The 19,738-nt window shown below is 61.6% G+C and carries 20 protein-coding genes; 6 read left to right on the top strand and 14 right to left on the bottom strand.

Annotated features, from left to right (window positions below; genetic code table 11):
- Positions 1 to 11: 11 nt before the first annotated feature.
- A complete protein-coding gene (locus A6U87_RS24730) occupies positions 12 to 1,547 on the top strand; it encodes a sensor histidine kinase KdpD (RefSeq protein ID WP_065693967.1) in 1,536 nt (511 codons plus the stop codon).
- 59 nt (positions 1,548 to 1,606) lie between these two features.
- Here A6U87_RS24730 and A6U87_RS24735 read toward each other — a convergent pair whose 3' ends face one another.
- Positions 1,607 to 1,987 carry a diacylglycerol kinase gene (locus tag A6U87_RS24735; protein ID WP_065693968.1) on the bottom strand — a complete coding sequence of 127 codons (381 nt, stop codon included), beginning with the start codon at positions 1,985 to 1,987 and terminating at the stop codon, positions 1,607 to 1,609.
- Between the two features lie 119 nt (positions 1,988 to 2,106).
- Positions 2,107 to 3,123 (bottom strand): nicotinate-nucleotide--dimethylbenzimidazole phosphoribosyltransferase, encoded by a 1,017-nt coding sequence (gene cobT, locus A6U87_RS24740; RefSeq protein WP_065693969.1) that lies wholly within the window; start codon positions 3,121 to 3,123, stop codon positions 2,107 to 2,109.
- 137 nt (positions 3,124 to 3,260) lie between these two features.
- Here cobT and A6U87_RS24745 point away from each other — a divergent pair, with 137 nt between their 5' ends.
- Genes A6U87_RS24745 through A6U87_RS24755 form a run of 3 tightly spaced genes read left to right on the top strand, consistent with a single transcriptional unit; the run spans position 3,261 to position 4,977 of the window.
- Positions 3,261 to 4,043 carry an adenosylcobinamide-GDP ribazoletransferase gene (locus tag A6U87_RS24745; RefSeq protein ID WP_065693970.1) on the top strand — a complete coding sequence of 261 codons (783 nt, stop codon included), beginning with the start codon at positions 3,261 to 3,263 and terminating at the stop codon, positions 4,041 to 4,043.
- Between the two features lie 20 nt (positions 4,044 to 4,063).
- Positions 4,064 to 4,279, top strand: coding sequence for a DUF1289 domain-containing protein (locus A6U87_RS24750; RefSeq protein WP_065693971.1), 216 nt, complete (start codon positions 4,064 to 4,066; stop codon positions 4,277 to 4,279).
- Entirely contained in the window at positions 4,276 to 4,977 is a 702-nt protein-coding gene (locus tag A6U87_RS24755) for a TIGR02281 family clan AA aspartic protease (protein WP_065693972.1), read from the top strand. Before A6U87_RS24750 ends, A6U87_RS24755 begins: the two co-directional genes overlap by 4 nt.
- A 3-nt stretch (positions 4,978 to 4,980) precedes the next feature.
- Here the strand turns inward: A6U87_RS24755 and A6U87_RS24760 are convergent, their stop codons facing one another.
- Positions 4,981 to 6,342: a HAMP domain-containing sensor histidine kinase gene (locus tag A6U87_RS24760; protein ID WP_065693973.1), complete on the bottom strand. Its 1,362-nt coding sequence runs from the start codon at positions 6,340 to 6,342 to the stop codon at positions 4,981 to 4,983.
- Entirely contained in the window at positions 6,329 to 7,006 is a 678-nt protein-coding gene (locus A6U87_RS24765; protein WP_065693974.1) for a winged helix-turn-helix domain-containing protein, read from the bottom strand. Before A6U87_RS24765 ends, A6U87_RS24760 begins: the two co-directional genes overlap by 14 nt.
- A 175-nt stretch (positions 7,007 to 7,181) precedes the next feature.
- Between A6U87_RS24765 and A6U87_RS24770 the strand changes: the two genes are divergently transcribed.
- Together A6U87_RS24770 and A6U87_RS24775 are read left to right on the top strand one after the other, a co-directional pair.
- Positions 7,182 to 7,445, top strand: coding sequence for a hypothetical protein (locus A6U87_RS24770; protein WP_065693975.1), 264 nt, complete (start codon positions 7,182 to 7,184; stop codon positions 7,443 to 7,445).
- Between the two features lie 20 nt (positions 7,446 to 7,465).
- Positions 7,466 to 8,260, top strand: a complete 795-nt coding sequence (locus A6U87_RS24775) for a hypothetical protein (protein ID WP_065693976.1) — start codon at positions 7,466 to 7,468, stop codon at positions 8,258 to 8,260.
- On the opposite strand, the gene A6U87_RS24780 is transcribed toward A6U87_RS24775, so the two are convergent.
- The 10 genes from A6U87_RS24780 to A6U87_RS24820 all read right to left on the bottom strand — a co-directional run bounded on the left by A6U87_RS24780 (position 8,257) and on the right by A6U87_RS24820 (position 19,663).
- Complete coding sequence (locus tag A6U87_RS24780) at positions 8,257 to 9,018, bottom strand: ABC transporter permease (RefSeq protein WP_065693977.1); 762 nt, start codon at positions 9,016 to 9,018, stop codon at positions 8,257 to 8,259. The two genes, A6U87_RS24775 and A6U87_RS24780, sit on opposite strands and share 4 nt — an antisense overlap.
- Positions 9,015 to 9,941: an ABC transporter ATP-binding protein gene (locus tag A6U87_RS24785; protein ID WP_065693978.1), complete on the bottom strand. Its 927-nt coding sequence runs from the start codon at positions 9,939 to 9,941 to the stop codon at positions 9,015 to 9,017. The genes A6U87_RS24780 and A6U87_RS24785 overlap by 4 nt, the downstream gene beginning before the upstream one ends.
- Before the next feature lie 372 nt (positions 9,942 to 10,313).
- Positions 10,314 to 11,603 carry an extensin family protein gene (locus A6U87_RS24790; RefSeq protein ID WP_065693979.1) on the bottom strand — a complete coding sequence of 430 codons (1,290 nt, stop codon included), beginning with the start codon at positions 11,601 to 11,603 and terminating at the stop codon, positions 10,314 to 10,316.
- Positions 11,604 to 11,796: 193 nt separating this feature from the next.
- Complete coding sequence (locus A6U87_RS24795; protein WP_065693980.1) at positions 11,797 to 13,143, bottom strand: aspartate aminotransferase family protein; 1,347 nt, start codon at positions 13,141 to 13,143, stop codon at positions 11,797 to 11,799.
- 246 nt (positions 13,144 to 13,389) lie between these two features.
- Positions 13,390 to 13,626: a hypothetical protein gene (locus A6U87_RS24800; protein ID WP_065693981.1), complete on the bottom strand. Its 237-nt coding sequence runs from the start codon at positions 13,624 to 13,626 to the stop codon at positions 13,390 to 13,392.
- 148 nt (positions 13,627 to 13,774) lie between these two features.
- Entirely contained in the window at positions 13,775 to 13,933 is a 159-nt protein-coding gene (locus A6U87_RS30240) for a hypothetical protein (protein WP_198928756.1), read from the bottom strand.
- 131 nt (positions 13,934 to 14,064) lie between these two features.
- Positions 14,065 to 15,726, bottom strand: a complete 1,662-nt coding sequence (locus tag A6U87_RS24805) for an alpha/beta-hydrolase family protein (protein ID WP_065693982.1) — start codon at positions 15,724 to 15,726, stop codon at positions 14,065 to 14,067.
- A 70-nt stretch (positions 15,727 to 15,796) separates the two neighbouring features.
- A complete protein-coding gene (locus A6U87_RS24810) occupies positions 15,797 to 16,816 on the bottom strand; it encodes a linear amide C-N hydrolase (protein ID WP_065693983.1) in 1,020 nt (339 codons plus the stop codon).
- Between the two features lie 87 nt (positions 16,817 to 16,903).
- Positions 16,904 to 17,734: a hypothetical protein gene (locus A6U87_RS24815; protein ID WP_065693984.1), complete on the bottom strand. Its 831-nt coding sequence runs from the start codon at positions 17,732 to 17,734 to the stop codon at positions 16,904 to 16,906.
- Positions 17,735 to 17,848: 114 nt separating this feature from the next.
- Positions 17,849 to 19,663 (bottom strand): methyl-accepting chemotaxis protein, encoded by a 1,815-nt coding sequence (locus A6U87_RS24820; protein ID WP_065693985.1) that lies wholly within the window; start codon positions 19,661 to 19,663, stop codon positions 17,849 to 17,851.
- Positions 19,664 to 19,738: the final 75 nt, after the last annotated feature.

Genomic DNA, 19,738 nt, shown 5'->3' on the forward strand with positions numbered 1-19,738 from the left:
CAACGTGTGCAATGAGTAACGGCGTCAGCACATCGAACGATAAGAATATCGTCGACAAATCACGCAGTCACCGCAACAAGCCGGTTTCCAAGGCTGTTCGCGTGACGCGCGAACGCCTGCAATCCAGCCATTCAGCGAGCGGTGCCTTCGATCGCGACGTGCTCGTCATGTACATCAACGCGGTGCTCCAGGGCGCCTCGATCATGCCCCTCTTCGTCATCATCGTCGCGGCGCTTGGGGTCTACTTCACCGAAAACACACAGATATTTCTCTGGGCGCTGCTGACGCTCACGGCGCACGCAACAAACGTCTTCCTTGCGCGCCGCGCCCGCAAGCACGAGATGACGACGGCACGCGCCCGCAAATGGCGGCGTGCGTTGCTGCTTGGTCAATTCATGATCGGTTGCTGCTGGGCGGTTTTCGCCGTCCAGGATTGCGCAACCTGCGAACCATCCAGCTTCGTCCTCTACAAGGGCGCCACCCTGCTGATCGCGCTGTCGCTAACGGCAATGTCGAATTTCATGCTCACACCGTCGGTGCTGGTGGCCTTTGTCCCTGTCATCGTCGGCATAGGCATCAAGGCGGCGCTGTCGCGCGAAATTCTCGAGATCAGCCTGACGGCCATTCTCACGACCACCGTCCTTTTCTTCAACTACATCAGTGACCGGCTGTTCCAGTCGAACTTGAAGATCCTCGCCTACCAGGCGGAGAAGGACGATCTGATCGCCGAGCTTGAAGTGGCCAAGTCCATGTCGGACGAGGCCCGCCGCCGTGCCGAGGAGGCAAACCTTGCGAAGTCGCGATTCCTGGCCTCCATGTCGCACGAACTCAGGACGCCGCTGAACGCCATTCTCGGCTTCTCCGAAGTGATGTCCGCCGAGGTCATGGGGCCACTCAACAACCCGACCTACAAGGAATACACCAGCGACATCCATCGATCCGGACAGCATCTGCTCGACCTGATCAACGAAATCCTCGACCTCTCGCGCATCGAGGCCGGGAAATATGAACTGAGCGAAGAAGCAATTTCGCTGCTCGACATCTCCGAGGAATGCATCGGCATGGTGCAGCTGCGCGCCCGCAGCAAGAACATCTCGATCACGCAGCAGTTCGAGGCAGAGCTTCCGTCCGTCTGGGCGGACGAAAAGTCGATGCGCCAGGTCATCCTCAATCTGCTGTCGAACGCGGTAAAATTCACGCCGCAATCCGGCGAGATCCATATGAAGGTCGGCTGGACCGCCGGCGGCGGCCAGTATGTCTCCATCAAGGACAATGGGCCTGGTATCCCCGAGGACGAGATTCCCGTTGTGCTATCCGCATTCGGGCAAGGCTCGATCGCCATCAAGAGCGCCGAACAGGGCACCGGGCTCGGCTTGCCCATCGTGCAGGCGATCCTTGCCAAGCACGACGGTCAGTTCATCCTCAAGTCCAAGCTGCGGGAAGGTACCGAGGTCATCGCCATTCTTCCGGCGCGCCGCGTACTGCAGACGGTGCCGGCCGTGGAAGATACGCAAGCGGTCTCACGCCGCCGCCGCAGCTTCGCCTGATCATTCTGGAAATTGGCTGAAGGCACCGCGCCGCACGCAATGCCGGCGACGCTATCGCATCATACGTGCAGCAGATGTTTTCCGACGGTGAACAGCAGGAAGATGCCGCAGGCGGCGATCATGCAAAGAACCGCAAACGAGCCCAGATCCTTCGCATGCTTTCCAACCATCGAGATCTCCGGCGAGATCCGGTCGATCACTTCCTCGATGGCGGTGTTCAACGCCTCGAAAGCAAACAGGACGAGGAAGAGAAGCACCGCGATCATCAGTTCGACCAGCGTCGCCCCGACAGCAATCAGCAGGATCAGCGAAACGGCAAAGAACAGCAGCTCCTGCCGGAATGCGGCCTCCTTGATCAGTCGCCGGAAACCGCCGAGTGAATAGCTGGCAGCAGCGAAGAAGTGGCTGATGCCAGTGAGTTTGGTTACGGCAGGTTTCATCAAGCGCCTCGTCATCATGTCGATGGCGGCCCACGGCCGCCATGTATCAGAAAATGCGAATACCGGTTCGCGGTAAGCGCCGCAAGAACTCTGTCATAAACCTGTCACGAACCTGAAGGTCAGTGCTTATTCGTAACACCTGCCTGTGCAAATGTCGCCATGCCCGAGTGGCAGGCCGCCGCCGCCTTGACGATACCGGCGGCAAGTGCTGCCCCAGTGCCCTCACCCAGCCGCATGCCCAGCGCCAGAAGCGGGGTCTTGCCCAGCATCTCGATTGCCCGCAGATGCCCCGGCTCGCCCGAAACATGGCCGATAAGGCAATGATCGAGCGCAGACGGATTGGCTGCTTTCAGGATTGCGGCGGCCGCGGTCGCGACATAGCCGTCGATCAGCACCGGGATCCGCTCGACGCGCGCGGCAAGGATAGCTCCGGCCATGGCCGCGATTTCGCGGCCGCCGAGCCGGCGCATGATTTCAAGCGGATCGTCGAGATGATCGCTGTGCAGGGCGACCGCCTTTTCGACAGCCGCAATCTTGCGCTCCAGCATCTCGCCTTCCGATCCGGTGCCCGGTCCAACCCAGTCGCGGGCCGAGCCGCCGTAGAGGGCGTAGTTGATCGCTGCGGCAATCGTGGTGTTGCCGATCCCCATCTCACCGATGCAGAGCAGGTCCGTGCCGCCAGCGATCGCCTCCATGCCGAATGCCATCGTCGCTGCGCAGTCGCGCTCCGACAGGGCTGCTTCCTCTGTGATGTCCCCGGTCGGATAGTCGAGAGCGAGGTCGAAAACCTTCAGACCAAGATCATTGGCCACACAGATCTGGTTGATCGCGGCGCCACCGGCGGCGAAATTTTCGACCATCTGCTGCGTCACCGAAGGCGGAAACGGCGTGATCCCCTGGCGAACAACGCCATGGTTGCCAGCGAAGATCGCGACCAGCGGCCGGTTCACGGCCGGGGCGCGGCCCGTCCAGGCCGCCAGCCAGAAAGCGATTTCCTCAAGCCGTCCGAGCGCACCCGGCGGCTTCGTCAGCTGCGCGTCGCGCTCGCGCGCGGCAACCAGTGCCGCGGCATCCGGGCCCGGCAGATCGCGCAGAAGCGCCCGGAAATCATCGAATGGCAGGCCTGAAACGCTCATGAATGCGGCTTCCTTGTCTTGTCTGTAAACTTGTCTTTTGGCTGCAAATCAGCTTCTTTCGTCGCCACTCTCTTAAAGGCAGCGACGCAGGCGAACAACTGCAAAAGCGCTGCAAATGGTCGCGGGGCAAGTGCAGAATGAGCATTGGAAACTATGTCACAGACGTTGCCCGCGCCGTCTCGTTCCTCAGCCGCTTTCCAGTGCCCCAATCCGTCTTTTCAGGTTTCGACGGCAAGCTCAGCCGCGTCGCCCGTGCGTTTCCACTGGCCGGCTTGATCATCGGCCTGCTGCCGGCACTGGTGTTTCTGGTAATGCTGGGGTTGCGCGCCGACCGCCTGATGTCGGCCCTCGTCGCGCTTGGCGTACAGGCGATCGTGACCGGCGCCCTGCATGAAGACGGGCTCGCAGACAGCGCTGACGGGATCGGTGGTGGCCGAGATCGAGATCATAGCCTGTCGATCATGAAGGACAGCCGCATCGGCACCTATGGCGCGATCTCCCTGATCCTCTCCTTCGCCATCCGTGCCGCCGCGATCGCGGCCATAGCGAGCGCCGCCCCGCCCCTCGCCGCAGCTTTGGGAGTGTTGGCCGTCGCATGCGTCAGCCGAGGTGCGCTCGTCTGGCATTGGCATCGATTGCCGCCGGCCAAGCCCGACGGCGTCGCCGCAGCGGCCGGCCAGCCGGGCGAAGGCGTCATGCACACCGCACTCGTCTCCGGCTGCCTCCTCGGCGCCATCCTCATCTGGCCGAGCCTGGGGCTGCTGCCGCTGGTCACCTGCCTGCTCGCTGCAGGCTTGTCCACCGTTGCCTTTTCGGTTTTCGTTCGCAAACGCCTCCACGGCCACACCGGGGACACGCTTGGCGCCACCGCACAGATTTCCGAGATCGCGGCACTCTGCGCTATTGCCATGTCTTTGTGAAACATCGATATAGTCTGATTATGCGGACACCATGCATCAACGTATGCTCTATCGATCAGGCCATCGGCCTCTGTGTCGGCTGCGGTCGGACCCTCCAGGAAATCGGAGACTGGATCACATTGTCGGATGACGAGCGCAACCGGCTGATGCTCATCCTGCCCACCCGCCTCCCGGCGCAGCAGACCTTTGCCGGGGGCAGCAGGCAAGGGAACTTGAACGCGGAGCAGACTGCATGACGCGCTTGACCGTCGCTCTCGGTGTCCTCGGATTTGGCTTGGCGCTCCTGCTCTTCAGCAATGACGACAATCGCCTGTTCGGCATGCGAACGGACGACTTCGGCCGTGTCGTCTACCTGCTGCCGATTGCCCTGATGCTGGCCGCCGGAATATGGGCGCGTCGGATCAGCCTCGGCGAGACGATGCGCAACCTGCTGATATGGCTTGTCCTCATCCTCGGTCTTGCGACGGCCTACGTCTACCGCCAGGAAACCCTTGGCGTCGGCAATCGCCTGCTTGCTGGGCTCATCCCCGGCCGCGCCTTCGTGGTCACGACAAGCGAGGGTGGTGAAGAGGTCATTCTTCACAAGCTCCTGAACGGCCACTTCGAGGCGGTAGTCTCCGTCAACGGCCAGCGGATATCGATGCTCGTCGATACGGGTGCCAGCATGGTCGCCCTCTCCCGCGAGGACGCCGAGCGCGTCGGGATCATTCCCGAGAACCTTGATTATTCCATGAGCGTCATGACCGCGAATGGACGTGCACGCGCGGCGCCCGTCACCCTCTCCGAAGTCGCGATCGGCCCGATCGTTCGCAACAATGTTGCGGCCAGCGTCGCCGAAGACGGAAAACTCGACCAGAGCCTGCTCGGCATGAGCTTCCTCGAGACGCTGGGCTCGCTCCAGATGCAGACGGACGAGCTGCGGCTCCGGGACTGAGCCTTAGTCCGACAGCGGCAGTGACAATGCGACCCGGACGCCTGGCCGGTTGTCTTCCAGCGACAACTCCGCGAAATGCAGGTCGGAGATCGCCCTGACGAGGCTGAGCCCCAATCCGCTCCCGGGAGTCGTCCGGCTCTTGTCGAGCCTGTAGAGCCGGCGGAAGACCTTTTCCCGCTCATGAGCGGGGATGCCCGGTCCGCTATCGGTCACCGTTGCCAGCGCCGCGCCGCCTTCGATCTCGAGCCCGAGCTGTATGGCCGTCCCCGGTGGACAGTGGTTGATGGCATTCTCGATCAGGTTGACGAACAGCTGCGTCAAGAGCTCGCGATCGCCCATGACCATGGCGCTCTTGGCGTCCGGGCCGGAGAATTGAAGGCTGTGTCCCTCGTCCTCCGCAACATCCGCATAGATCTCGGCCACCGAAGACATGACATCAACGAGGTCGACCGGCTGAAACCGCGTCCTGCGGGTGCCGGCCTCGAGCTGCGATATCCTGAGCAGCGCCTCGAAGGTGGCGTTGATCTGGTCGCTCTCGGCGCGCGCTTCCGCAAGCAGGCTTGCGACCGGCTGCCCCCGCTCGTCCTTGTCCGCCGCATCCTCCAGGGTCATCTTGAGGCGGTTGAGCGGCGTCTTGAGTTCGTGAGCGATGTCGGCGCTCACCTGCCTCATCCCGTCCACCAGCCCTGAAAGACGGTCGAGCGCGTGGTTAATGTGGTCGGAAACACGGTCGATATCGTCGCCATTTCCCTTCAGGCGAATCCGCGTGGCCAGCTGCCCGTTCGACACGTCCTCCATCGTCCGTGCGACGGCATCAAGTCGACCCTGCGCCCGCGCGGCGACAAACATCGCACCAGCGAACGCGATGACGACGATCAGCCCGGCGCTCCATCCCAGGCTGATCAGCAGTATATTGGCGAGGCGGTCCCTCTCGCTGAAACTCTGACCGACGACAAGTCGGTTGCCGCCGACGATGCCCACCCGCGCGCGATACTTCTTGTTGCCGGGAAGGCCAAGATCGTCGGAATCGACGTCCCACAGTCCTTCCGACAGCGCAGGCGGCGCCAAGTTGCCAGCAAGGCGCTTGCCACTCGCATCCGCCAAGGAAAACACCCCGCGGCCTGCTCCATGCAGGCTGGCATAGGTATTGACCGCAGCAATCAGGTCTTCGGCGTCGTTCTGCGAGAAGGTCGAGGCAACCGCGAGATAGGTCGCGTTCACGGACTCGTCGAGCTGCCGCGTCAACCCGCGTTCCAGTGTCCGATAGGTGATGACCCCGGCGACGAAGAATGCGGTGATGAACAGCAGGCCGAATGTCAGAGCGAGCCGGAACGGCGTGCTGCGAAGAAGATTAGCGCGGGGCATGTAGGCTGTAGCCGGTGTTTCTGACCGTGTGCAGCAACTGGATATCAAAGGGCTTATCAACCTTCGCCCTGAGCCGGCTGATATGTGTCTCCACCACGCTCGTCTTCGGATCGAAATGGAAATCCCACACCCGCTCGAGCAGCATGGTTCGCGTCAACACCCGCCCCTCGCCCCGCATCAGGACCTCGAGCAGCGTGAATTCCCGCGGTTGCAGTTCAATCGGCTGTCCCGCACGCGTCGCCTGCCTGCGGATGAGATCGAGTTCCAGGTCGGCAACCCGCAGCACCGTCTTCTGCTCCTGCACGGGCGGCCGGCGCGCCAGCGCGTTTGCGCGGGCGAGAAGCTCGGAAAAGGCGAAAGGCTTGACCAGATAGTCATCGCCACCGGCCTCCAGCCCATCGACACGATCATCGACGCCACCGATCGAGGTCAGGAACAATGCCGGAATGCCGACCCGCGCGGCGCGCAGCGCACGTACCAGCGACAGGCCGTCGAGCCCCGGCAGCATCCGGTCGACGACGACAACGTCGTAGGCTTCGTGGCTCGCCTGAAAAAGGCCGTCGCGACCGTCATGAACGACGTCGCAGACATGGCCTGCCTCCGCGAAGCCCTTCGCCACATAGTCGGTCGTCTTTCGGTCGTCCTCGACCAGCAGTATTCGCATTCGCTACCGTTCGCTCCGCTCGCCTGGCAATTTCACGTTAGCTGATTTTCGCGAAGACGCCAGCGCCGGGCCGCAACCTTACGAAACGGTATGTTTCCAGCAAAGCCGGCGTATGGTCGTGCCTCTAACCTGCCTGACATGGCCAACAGTGCCAGGTCAGTTCAAGGAGTAGATCATGCGAACCATCGTTGCCGCCGGAATTCTGAGCTCAGTCGTGGCATTGGGCTTCATCGTCGTTGCCCTTCCCGCGCACGCCGCCGCCCCCTGCGAAGACATGCTGAAGGAAATGCGTGCCACCAAGGCCTCGGCCAAACTCAACGATGCCGACGCAAAGGCGGTGGAAGCACTCGAAACCAAGGCCATCGAACGCTGCAATGCCGATGATGACACCCGCTCCGACAAGTTTCTTGCAGACGCCATGAAGATCATGGGCAAGTGACAAGCGCTGGAGTAGAGCGAATGACACGACCTGTCTTTCCTTTCGGTGCGCGTGCAAACCGCGTGCCCGAGGCGACCTTCGATTTCTGGCTGATCAAGCTGATGGCCGTGACCATGGGCGAAACGGCAGCCGACTACCTGGCCGTCAATCTCGGCCTGGGCCTGACCGTGACATCAATGATCATGACTGTCGTGCTTGTGGTCGCCATCGCGCTGCAATTCACACGCAAGCGCTATATCCCTTGGGTCTATTGGCTGGCGGTCGTCCTGATCAGTATCGTCGGCACGCTGGTGACCGACAATCTCGTCGACAATTTCGGCGTCCCGCTCGAAGTCACGACGATCGTTTTCACCGTCGCCCTGATCCTGACGTTCCTGATCTGGCACCGGCTCGAGGGGACGCTGTCCATTCACACGATCTACACCGACCGGCGCGAAAACTTCTATTGGCTGGCAATCCTGTTCACCTTCGCACTCGGAACTGCCGCGGGCGACTGGATCGCCGAAACGCTTGATGTCGGCTATCTCGCGACCGCTGCGCTCTTCGTCCTTGTCGTCGGCATTATTGCGCTCGGCTACTACGCAGGCAGGATCAACGGCATTCTCGCCTTCTGGCTGGCCTACATCTTCACCCGACCGCTCGGAGCGTCCTTCGGCGATCTCCTGGCCCAGCCGCTGGAGTATGGCGGGCTCGGATTCGGCACGATCTACACCAGCCTCCTGTTCCTCGGCGCCATCGTCGTCATCGTCATCTACATGACGCTCAACGGCGGCTCCATGGACGATGGAGAAATCGCCGGCACGAAATCGGCCTAGTTCCGCAGCCGGTAGCCGGTTTTGAAGATCCAGCCGAGCGTGCCGAGGCAGATCGCCAGAAAGAAGGTGATCATGCCGAGGCTGACCAGCGGGTTGACGTCGGCGATCCCGAAGAAGCTCCAGCGAAAGCCGCTCACGAGATAGAGCACCGGATTGAAATGGCTGACAGCCTGCCAGAAGGGCGGCAGCATATTGATCGAATAGAAGCTGCCGCCAAGGAACGTCAGCGGCGGGACGACCAGCATCGGGATCAGGTTCAACTGCTCGAAGTTCGCGGCCCAGATGCCGATCATGAAGCCGAAAAGGCTGAAGGTGATCGCCGTGAGCAGGAAGAACAGCGCCATCATGAACGGATGCTCGATCCTCACGTCCACGAAGATGTTGGCTGTCAGCAGGATGATGACGCCGATCATCAGCCCCTTCGTCGCCGCCGCCCCGACATAGCCGAGCAGGATCTCGGTCATGGCGACCGGCGCGGACAGCACCTCGTAGATCGTCCCGGTGAACTTCGGAAAATAGATGCCGAAGGAACCGTTGCTGATGCACTGGCCAAGCAGGGTCAGCATGATCAGCCCCGGCGTAATGAAGGCACCGTAGGGAACGCCATCGACCTCCTGGATGCGCGAACCGACGGCCGCGCCGAACACGATGAAATAGAGCGATGTCGAAATGACCGGCGAGACGACACTTTGCAGCAGCGTGCGGCGCGTGCGCGCCATCTCGAAGAAATAGATGGACTTGATGGCCTCGAAGTTCATTTCGCTCCTCCCACGAGCGCCACGAAGATATCTTCCAGCGAACTCTGCTGCGTCGACAGATCCTTGAAGTGGATGTCCTCTTGGCCAAGCCGCGTCAGCAGCGACGCGATGCTCTCCTGCTCGTTCTGGGCGTCGAACTCGTAGATCAGCCGGTTGCCGTCGGCAGCCAGCGAGAGCCCGTTCCCGACAAAGCTCTCCGGCAGTGCCTCGAGTGGTTTGGTCAACTCCAGAATCAGCTGCTTACGCCCAAGTTTGGCCATCAGCGCCTTCTTTTCCTCGACCAGCAGCAGTTGACCGCCATTGATCACGCCGACGCGATCGGCAATCTCCTCGGCCTCTTCGATATAATGCGTCGTTAGGATGATCGTAACGCCGGCCTGCCGGAGCTTCTCGACCACCTGCCACATGTCCTTGCGCAATGCGACGTCGACGCCCGCCGTCGGCTCATCAAGAAACAGGATGTCCGGTTCATGCGACAGCGCCTTGGCGATCAGCACGCGCCGCTTCATGCCGCCCGAAAGCTGGCGCAGCATGTTGTCCTTCTTGTCCCAGAGTGACAGGTCGCGAAGGACCTTCTCGATGTGGGCCGGGTTCGGCTTCTTGCCGTGCAGGCCGCGCGAAAAGCTCACTGTGTTCCAGACCGTTTCGAACTGGTCGGTCGTCAACTCCTGCGGAACGAGGCCGATCATCGATCGGGTTGCACGGAAGTCCCTGACCACGTCGTGGCCCCCGACCATCACCTGCCCCCCGCTCGGATTGGCAATACCGCAGACGATCGAGATCATCGTCGTCTTGCCGGCGCCGTTGGGTCCAAGCAGCGCCAGGATCTCGCCTTTCACGACATCGAGATCGATGCCCTTCAGCGCCTGGAAACCATTGGCATAGGTTTTGGTGAGATTGCGGATCGAAATGATGGGGGCCATTCAGGGCTCGTGCAAATTCGCGGGCGTTTTGTGCCGCTATATAGCCGCTTTGGAGACGTTTGACATCCCGCCGGCTGTGAACAGAGCATTCATTTCCTCGTAAACGGGCATCCGCGAAAAAGAGCACAGCTTGGCGCCACGTCATCAGGCGGTGACATTTCCAAGGCATAACATCGGCGGGCCGACAGCACGCTCCCTCCCGCCGCACCCCTTGGGGAGCCGTGCAGGTGATCTCGTTGCACCTCGTCCGCGGCCCCAAGGCAAAGCAGCGCGGCGTCCGCGCATTATCAAGGCGCCGGAAGCTGGCCAGCACCCGGCAGCATGTGCCTCGCCGGCCTTCGCGCCGGCGCTTTTGTTAGGTCTCGGGAGAGATCAGTCGCAATAGACCTTGCCGCTCTGGCGCGATCTCAGGTCGAAATGGAAATGGTTCCAGTGCTCAGGATTGCTGCCGGGGCCGAGAACGGTGTTGAAGTACCGGCAGCTGTCGCTGCGAACCGCCTGCAACAGGCGCCCTTCGCGGAAAGAGAACAGCCCCTTCTTGCGCACGTCGATCTCATGGCCGCTTTTCAGCACGAACTTGCCCACGTCGATCGCATTGCCGTGCGCATGCTCGGACATCGGATTGTATTTCTGCCGGCTGTTGTTCATGCGCCGGCAGCTATAGCCGCCAAGAGGCTCGATGGTCTTGATGCCGGACCAGTAGCGAAAGCGTGCCGACGGCGCGAGTTCGTTCTTCACCCACTTAGCGAAAGCTAGTGTTACCTGGCAGTTCAGCGTAACGGCGGGCCTCACCCCGATATTGCCGGAAAGCCCCTGCAGCGAGATGGGATATGGCACCTGGCAGGCCGGCCCCTGCGAAATCGGCGGCTTGTCGGTATAGACGACGCCCATTCGCTTCAGCTCACGACGACACGCCAACTCGGACGCCGGCATGACGCCGGGATCGACGGGAGCAGGTCGGCTCATCATCGGATTGCTGGGACGCAGCATGGCAACCTGCGTCTCATTTTCCTCCGGCACGCGCGACGGAGCCACCACGGACCTGCCATCGCTCCAGACGCGAGACTCGCTCACAACAGCCTCGCTTGCGGGCTGCGCGACGCGCGCGCGATTGAGTTGGGTCGGATTGTCTGTACCGATGCCATCGACGACCGGCTGGTCGGATTGTCCTTCGGCGATCTGCTGCTGCTCTTCCTGCGCCAAGCCGGTCACCGGCTCGGCGCCGAGTTCGGCATCCATGTTGACGCCGCCCTCTGGCACCGCAAGCGCCTGGGTGCCACCCCAGTTCTGCGGTTGCCCCTGGAACTGCCCGGCAGCGCCCCGCGCTCCGGCGGCGGCCTGATCGCTGTCCATGCGCGGGAGCCCGCCTGGTTGAGCGTTGCGTGCCGAGTGTCCGGTCCCTGCGAGGTTCGGCGTATCCAGATAGTCGATCGATTGCTGGGTACCGCTCACCGGCTGGCTGGATACGGGATAGGCCTGCCGGGTTTCGACTGGCTGCGCGGAGACCGGCGCGGCATAGCGCTTGGGTGGAGAAATAGAGCTGACCGTCGTGCCATGATCCACTTCGCCCGGCGGAATGAGCCCATCCGTCGAGCACGTCGTCAGTGCTGTCGACAGCAGCACAGGCAGCACATAACGCCGCAGAATGGAAACAAACGCCATACCAAAATCGCTTCCGCAGAACGGCAGTCATCAAAGAAGTTCAATCGAAATTTAGTAAAAAACGGTGAACGAAAGCTTACCTCGAAGCCCTCGCGATCCACGGTCGAGAAATCGCAGGCCGGCCCCATGCTCCCGAAAGAGCTACGTTCAGCAGCCGCGACAGGCTGCTCGGTGCAGCAAACGCGGCCTATGACTAGGCGCCGATTTTCGCCGATCGATAGGCATCGATGATCGCCTCGGCGGCGAGCGCCACCTCGGCCGTATCCGTCTGAAAATTGGTGACCGACAGGCGCATGACCTGCGTGCCACGCCACGTCGCGCCGCCGGCAAAGATCCGGCCGTCGCGCTGGATTGCCGCGATTGTCCGTGTCGTCAGCTCGTCGCCCTGCCCCGGCCAGCGCTCGTCCTCGAACCGCACGACGATCTGGTTCAGCACCACATCGTTGGCGATGACCACACCCGGCTCCCTTGCCAGCTTCTGAGCCAGCTCACTTGCCGCCTCACAAGCGCGGTCGACCATGGCTTCGATGCCGGTGCGACCGAGATGCTTGATCATGGCCCAAGTCGCAAAACCACGCGCCCGCCGGGACAGCTCGGGCACATAATGCGAGGGATCCCGCTCGCCTTCGGCCGCCAGAGGCAGGTAGCTCGCGGCAATGGTCATGGCGCGGCGGTGAGCGAGTTCGTTGCGCACGATCGCGTAGCCGCAGTCGTAGGGCGTCTGCAGCCACTTGTGGCCGTCGGTGGCCCAGCTGTCGGCGAGCGCAACGTCGGCCGTGAGATGACGGCGTTTGGCGGATGACTGCGCCCACAGACCGAAGGCGCCATCGACATGCACCCAGGCACCGGCGGAATGCGCCAGCGGAATGAGGACCGAGAAATCGTCGAAAGCGCCGGTATTGATCTGCCCGGCCTGAAGGATGACGATGCACGGCCCCTGGACGGCGGCAATCGCCTCTGAAAACGCCGAAACCGCGATGCGACCGTGGTCGTCAGTCGGCAGTCTGACGACCCGGTCATGACCGAGCCCCAGAAACTGCAATGCGGAAAACACGGTCGTATGCGCGTCGTCACCAATAAGGACCGTGATCGGCGGCGCACCGAACAGCCCTTGCGCGTCGACGTCCCAGTTCGCCCGACGCAGCACCTCCCCGCGAGCGGCGGCAAGGCAGGTGAAATTGGCGAGCGTCGCGCCGGTCACGAAACCGACAGAGTTCTGCGCAGGCAGGCCAAGGATATCGAGTAGCCACCGCGCAGCGATGCCCTCGACCGCCGCGGCGGAGGGAGTTGCCGTGTGGTTGCCGGCGTTCTGGCCCCACGCGCTGGTCAGAAAGTCGGCGGCGACGCCCATGGGATGGGAGCCCCCGATCACCCAGCCGAAGAAGCGCGGCCCCGTCATCCGATGAAGGCCGGGCTCGGCCCTGGCGACAAGATCGTCGAGCACCTCGACCATGGCCGTTGGTGCCGGAGGAACATCTTCACTGAAGGTCGCGACCGCGGCGGAATAGTCCAGCGTCGGTCTGTGCGGCAGATTGCCGATCGGCTCCCGAAACCGGGCGGCGTGGTCAGCGGCCCGCGAAAAAGATCCTTCGTACCCACGGCATCTGCCTCCCCGGCGAAGCCGGACTAGCCGACGCCTCGCACACCTGATGTCGGACCGCGAATGCTTGAAGGAATAAAGGATAGCCGCAACAGCGCGTCAGCGCCAGCTGGACAATAAGGGTAGGAAGCTACCGGGGCGGAAGGAAGCGTCTGCCAAGCTGCCGCGAAGAACTGGCCGGCAGCGTCAACTGACGTGGCGCAAGCCGGAAACCGCGGGCGTAGCACCCTTGGCGATCACGCTCCGGTCCGCCTTGCCATAGAGCTCGTTCATGATCTTTGCCACTTCGACGGCATAGCCCTCGGTCAAGCCGAAGAGCACCTGACCGCCGAAGGTTGCTGGTTCTTCGGTGTGATTGTCCCAGACCGTCCAGGTATCGAGTGGATCGCAAATGACGTCGTAACGAGGATTCAAGCTATTCATGATGATACTACTGCCTTGACTATCTCACTCGCATACGTGGTGCACTCTTAACGCGGCCTTGCGCCGCCATCTCAGTTCATGCAGGCCATTTCTTGTATTTCGACGCGCAGTGATCGCTGCGCGGCGCACTCACGCGGCCGACGAGCCCCTATCGAGGTGGAAGGCTACCCGTCATGATCCGGTCGGTTTTATTAAGTTCCATCTGTGGCCAGTTGGATGCCGCCTCGGTCGCCGGACGACTGCCGATCGCAAGAATTGTGATCAGGCCGGCCACGATGGCAGAAAGAAGCAAGCCGCTATAGGTCATTGTTCGAGCCTCAAAGATGTGGTTTCCCAGCCACTGACGCGCAAACTGCAACGGGACCCTAAACGAAAACATAAGGAATATGGTTAACCCACAGCATATTCCCATTTACGGACGCAATATCCGGGCCAAAATCAGTCATGCCCCTCGATCGAGGCGGACTGCGCCTCGAAATATCGCTTCAGATCATCGATCCGGGCGGGCTCGATCTGTGGGGCCGTCACCGCAACCCAGCCGTCGATATAGTGCTGCGGCGCGTAGACATGGCCGTACCCCATCGGTGATGTCGTGGCGATCGCCATGTCGAACAGCAGTTGCAGCATGGTCAGCGCCGGGAACCATCTGAGGCTCGGCGTCACATCGGGGCCGCGCGGCCGCCGCATCCACTCCGGCTCGCGATAGAATGCCTTCTCGTCGAAAAAGGTCACCGCATCGCTCGCATATTGCAGGTAAACGATGCGGATCGGTCCCCACGTCGCACCGGGAATGTCGAGCGCGTTGTTCTGGTTGGTGAAGCGAATGATCGAACTGTCCCTAAACTTCGGCAGCCATGCCGGCGACTGCGGGTCGCGCGCCGCCGTCACCGCCCGCCATGTCACGCTCTCGAAGGGAGGGCCGCTCCAGAGAGCACCCTGGAAGGGATCGGCGACGATATCGAATATGTCAGCCGAGATCTGCGAGTTCAGCGCCCCCAGGCTGAGCCCGTGCAGGTAGAGTTTCGGGCGCTTGTCGCGAGGCAGTGTGGTCCAGTAGCCGTAAACTTCGCGAAAGAGCGCCTTGGCCGATTCAGCCCCATATTCCGGCTCCACGAGCAGCGACAGCCAGCTCGTCAGATAGGAATACTGCATGGCCACGCTCGCGATATCGCCGTGATGCAGATATTCGACCGTATCCATCGCGGCGGGATCGACCCATCCAGTGCCGGTGGGCACGATGATCACCAACAGCGACCGATCGAAGGCGCCTTGCCGCTTCAGTTCCTGCAGCGCGAGCTTTGCCCGCGCCTCGATGGTATCGGCATTGTTCAGGCCGACATAGACGCGGATCGGATCACGCGCCTGCTCCTTCCAGAAGGAGCCGATCGTCGCTGCGGTCGGGCCCGAGGCAATGAAATGACGGCCCTGCCGCCCGAGCCCGGTCCAGCTAATCGGTGATGCCGTACTGCCGGTCTTGCCCGGATCTGCCGGCGCCGGAACGTCGTCTTCCAGCATCGCATCGATCTTCTGGAAGGACGAGTCGGCCAGATGCAGCGCCGTGCGAAGCAAAACACCCTCGACGATCGACCAGAAGAGGAAGATCGCAATCGCCGCCCCGATGACATTGGACACCCGCCGCGGAACGAAGCGCCCCAACCAGCCGGAGATCCGCAGCACCGTGTACCGGAAGAGCCGCCCGAGGAACACGGCTGCAAGAAACACCAGAGCCGCGACCGCCACGAGCTTGAAGGGATCGGCGCTGTCCACGCGTTCCATATGCCAGAGATCACGGATCGAGTTCTGCCAGCCAGCCGCCTGCCAGAGGAAGATCACGGACACGATCACGCCGCAGACATAGACAGCGGCCCTTAGCGCCACCGGCACCGTGCGCGCTGCCGGAAGCTCCAGATAGCCCCACAACCACACGAACGCGACGCCGAACATATAGCCGACAGCACCAGCAAGCCCCGACAACGCCCCCTGCACGAGAAACGAACGCGGCATCAGGCTGGGCGTCAGCGAGGCCGCAAAAAATGCAAACCCCAACACCAGACCGACCACCGAAAGGGAGGCAATCAGATTCGAAAGCAGGCGCCGCATGCCATTCTCCCCTCAACGTGTCGAACTCAGTCAATTCCCGGCAACATTCCGTTGCCATTCCGGCGGCCGGCTAGTGCAGGCCCAGGAAAACGAACGGTTTGGCGTCCTTGAAGTCCTTGGTCGCATCTCCGGAATAGGTGTGATCCTGGTTTTCTCCGAGATCCAAGCGCTTTACTTTCCCGGTCTCCTTGGAAAAGTCGATACTCTTGAGATCGACCCAAAAGGTGTTTGGCGTCAGCGCCGACTCGAAGAAGTAAAGCTTGCGCTTGTGATCGAAGACCGTGCGCCATCTCGTCGAGGAGATGTTCGGCTCGTCCGGCGTGGTGATGCCGTAAGGCACGGACGCATTACGGATCACGCTGAAGACGCTCGCCAACGCGCGGTTCGGATCTTCGTCCTTCGGAATCGCATTGACGTAGAACGACGCGCGGGCAAAGCGGTCCGATGCCCTGTTCGTCCCCGGCAGCATCACCGTGCCGCCGATCTGCTTCCAGTAGCTGTTCAGGGCCAGCTGTTCGTCGAAGATCGGCGAATTCGTCATCACCTGGTACTTGCGGTCATGATGGATGACCTGCTTGCCCTTGATATATTCGACGATCGCGCTGTCGCCGCTCGCGTCCGACATCGAAAGATGCAGCGTTGTCAGCCGATTTTCGCCGGGTACATTGTCGGTCACGATGGTGAATGGCTCTTTCTCGAGCGCATCGACAGCCTCCTTGACGGTGGCAAAGTTGTCCAGGACATACTGCCCCCAGGCCGCGATCGTGAGGCCCGGCCGGCTCGCCTTGTCGAAGTGCGGATATTCGGATTCGACCAGCCAGAGCAGGTTGACGTTCAGTCCGGCTTCGTTGACGCCATCGGTCGTGGAAACATCATAGCCTGTCGCCACGACGCTCCCATATTTGGCCGTCCAGGCAATTGAATTGGGGCCCGCCTCGCCGCTGCGCGCCATGCCGCGCGGCAGGATATATAGGTTGGTCGCCACGTCGCTTTTCCAGTCCATGGAGCGCGCCGTGATGACGTTGCCGTTCGGGCCCAGATAGACAAGCCGCGTGCACGCTTCCGCCGCCGTTTGCCCGAAGACCAGCATGGAGCCCAGCGCGAGCGATACCAAGGAGCGCGTGATGGATTTCCTGACGAAGAACATGACCAATCTCCATGTCGTGATTGTCGTGAACTAGAACCGCATAGATAGTCCAAGTACCGGCCCGTGCTGGCTTACATCCCAGCGAAACTTGTTTGCGCCGGTAAAATCGTCGTTCTCATAATCCTGATACAAGAGCCGATACCCTGCCCTGAGGATCGTCGGATGACCCATCAGCATGGTCCGATAGCCGAGATAGGCTTGCGCATTGACGCTGATCTTCGAACCGACGTCGAAGCCGCCGACGTCCGCTTCAGCGACCACGTTCCACCGTTCGGTCAGGTCGGCGTTCACTCTCAGGCCGACAAACGGGTCTGTCCAGTCGGCACTTTTTGTCGTCTTCAGCCCGAATGCCTCGACATCGGCCTTCAGCTCCGTCCAGCGCAGGCCTATGGTCGGCTCGATCGACACCGTCCGTGGCTTTCCGAAAACGGTGTTGCCACCGAGCTGCCATTCATAGGCCTTGTAGAAGGCGCCCGCCGACAAGGTTGTCGTCGTGATATCGAGGCCGATCTCATGGGCGAGAACCTGCTCGTCCTGGCTTGTCTGCACGTACTGGCCATCGAAGTAGACGCCCCACTGGCCGTTCGTGATCTCGACGTTGCCCATGGCAACGAAATCGAGATGATCGAATATCTCCGAGAATGGCACGTCGACATTCGTGTCGAAGCCCGCAAGAGACGCTTTACCCTTGAGCGATGCCGCCCAGACATAGGGGCTGACGATGACGGCCCATTCGCGCTCCGGCGCGATTCGCTCCTGATCGAAGTCAGCAGCATCAACGGTGCATGTTGTGAATAGAATGGAAGCAAAGGCGAACAGGAGAAGCACGATGTCGTGCAAGCCGCGTCTCGAAACCGACATCCATACCCTCATCGAATGACAGGCGTGGAGCTTACTATGCGAAGATTGAAATTCAAGCAGTACTGGTAAAATCCGTGGGATGGTTGCAGAGCCGCCCCACGGAGACGTTTCGCTCTAGGCCGCACGCGTCAGATGCTGGCGGGCCACCCGGGCGTCCTTCAGCCTGAAATTCGACAGCAGCCCGCGCAGCTGATCGCTTTCCTGCGCCAGCGTCTGGCTTGCCGCGGTCGTTTCCTCGACCATGGCGGCGTTCTGTTGTGTCATCTGGTCCATGTGATTGACGGAAGTGTTGATCTCGTTGAGGCCGGTCGCCTGCTCGCGGGCAGCAGTGGCGATCGAGCTGACGTGGTTGTTAACGCGATTGACCAGCTCCTCGATCTCCACCAGCGCCTCCCCGGTCGAGCGAACGAGCGTCACCCCGCCTTCGACTTCGCGCGCCGAATTGCCGATCAGGCTCTTGATCTCCTTGGCGGCATTGGCGGAGCGTTGTGCAAGCTCGCGAACTTCCTGCGCGACGACGGCAAATCCGCGTCCCGCTTCACCGGCACGCGCCGCCTCGACGCCGGCGTTGAGCGCCAGCAGGTTCGTCTGGAAAGCGATCTCGTCGATGACGCCGATGATCTGGCCGATCCGGCTGGAAGCGTCCTCGATCCGGTTCATCGCCGCAACGGCGTCGCGGACGATCTCGCCGGACTTGCCGGTGCTGGCCTTGGTTTCGGACACCATCTCGCGCGCTTCGCTCGCCCGCTCGGATGCGGTCTTCACTGTCGCCGTGATCTCGTCGAGTGCCGCGGCGGTTTCCTCGAGCGCCGCAGCCTGCTGCTCGGTGCGCTTCGACAGGTTGTTGGTCGCCTCGCTGATATTGCCGGCGCTATCGTTGACGATCCGGGTCGATTCAGCGATCGCCTGGATAACACCGTTGAGGGCCTCCACCGCCGAGTTGAAGTCGGACCGGAGCTTGCCGTAGTCGACGCCAATGTCGTCGATCGAAACAGTCAAGTCGCCGGCGGCAAGCCGCTCAAGTCCGGCGCCCAGCGCCTGAATGGCGAAGGTCTGCCGGTCGGCGGCTGTACGCCAGCTCGCCTCATTGCCGCGGCGCTCGTCCTCGATCTGCTTTTGCTGCTGGCTTTCGCGGTCGCGCATGGCAGAGCGCTCACGAACGGAATCGCGCAGCACCAGAAGCGATTTCGCCATCGCACCGACCTCGTCGCGACGATCGTGATCGACGATCTCGGCGTCCCGTTCATCGGCGATCGCGTTCATGGCAGCCTTCAACCGTGCGATCGGCGAGGTCACGCTACGCACGATCGCAAACGCGACGGACAGGATGATGATGGCGCCAACGACACAGACAATCGCGGCCCACAACGCGTTCTGGCGGTAGAGCGCGGCCAAGTCATCAGCATAGACGCCAGTGCCAACCACCCAGCCCCATGGCTCGAAGCCGACGACGTGGGAATACTTCAGCACGGGCTCGGCAGCACCGGGCTTCGGCCAGTAATAGTCGACAAAGCCCTCGCCGCTCTTCTTCACGGTATTCACGAACTCGACGAAAATGAACTTGCCGTTCGGATCCTTGTTCTGCGAGAGATCCGTGCCGTTCAGCTCCGGCTTGATCGGATGCATGATCATCGTCGGATGCATGTCGTTGATCCAGAGATAACCGCTGCCGCCGTAGCGCATGGCGGAAACGACTTCCTTTGCAGCCGTTTGCGCCTGCTCGCGTGTCATCGCGCCCGACTGCTCCAGCTTGTAGTATTTCTGGAAGATGCCGATCGCCGTCGCATCCATCTGCGCAAGGCCGTGGCGCCGTTCGTCCTCGAGCTTGGCATGTGAGTAGTTGAGGAAGAAACCGATCGTCAGAACCAGAATGACAAGAGCCAGACTAACGAGCGTGTAAAGGCGTGTGGAAATCTTGACGTTGCGCATGAGTATCCGTCGGATGCTGTTTTGATAATCATCAAGTATTGCTTCGGCGACTTACCGGACGGTGAATATCGATTA

Origin of the sequence: Rhizobium sp. AC44/96 (assembly GCF_001692185.1) — a bacterium.
Classification (GTDB): Bacteria; Pseudomonadota; Alphaproteobacteria; order Rhizobiales; family Rhizobiaceae; genus Rhizobium.